This window comes from Vibrio sp. 1180_3, from assembly GCF_029478545.1.
Lineage (GTDB): Bacteria > Pseudomonadota > Gammaproteobacteria > Enterobacterales > Vibrionaceae > Vibrio > Vibrio aestuarianus.
Genome location: NZ_SJFM01000283.1, coordinates 1 through 255, shown reverse-complemented (window position 1 = coordinate 255; position 255 = coordinate 1). Strand labels below are relative to the sequence as shown.

The following is a 255-nucleotide window of genomic DNA, read 5'->3' as shown; positions in this document are numbered from 1 at the left end:
AGTTTAGCCCATGAATGGTCATGCTCAACAACGTATTCAGAGCCTACTTGAAAGTCAGCTGTAACATTCAATTTAGTGAACCGACCTACATCTTCTGGATCGACAAGTTCAACGTGGGTGAGTGTGTGCGGCTTAGTTGAGCCATTATTACGTGCATGTTCAACTGCATTAAGTGATTCGCGAACCGCTCCATCACCAATAGCATGAATATGCGCGCTGTAACCAACCTTATCCAGAGCATCTAACCAAGTTTTC

General features: G+C 44.3%; 1 protein-coding gene. It reads right to left on the bottom strand.

Annotated elements, in window-relative coordinates:
• Positions 1-255, bottom strand: a 255-nt coding sequence (locus tag EYW48_RS21855) for an amidohydrolase family protein (protein ID WP_277433120.1), incomplete at both ends; no start/stop codon positions are given.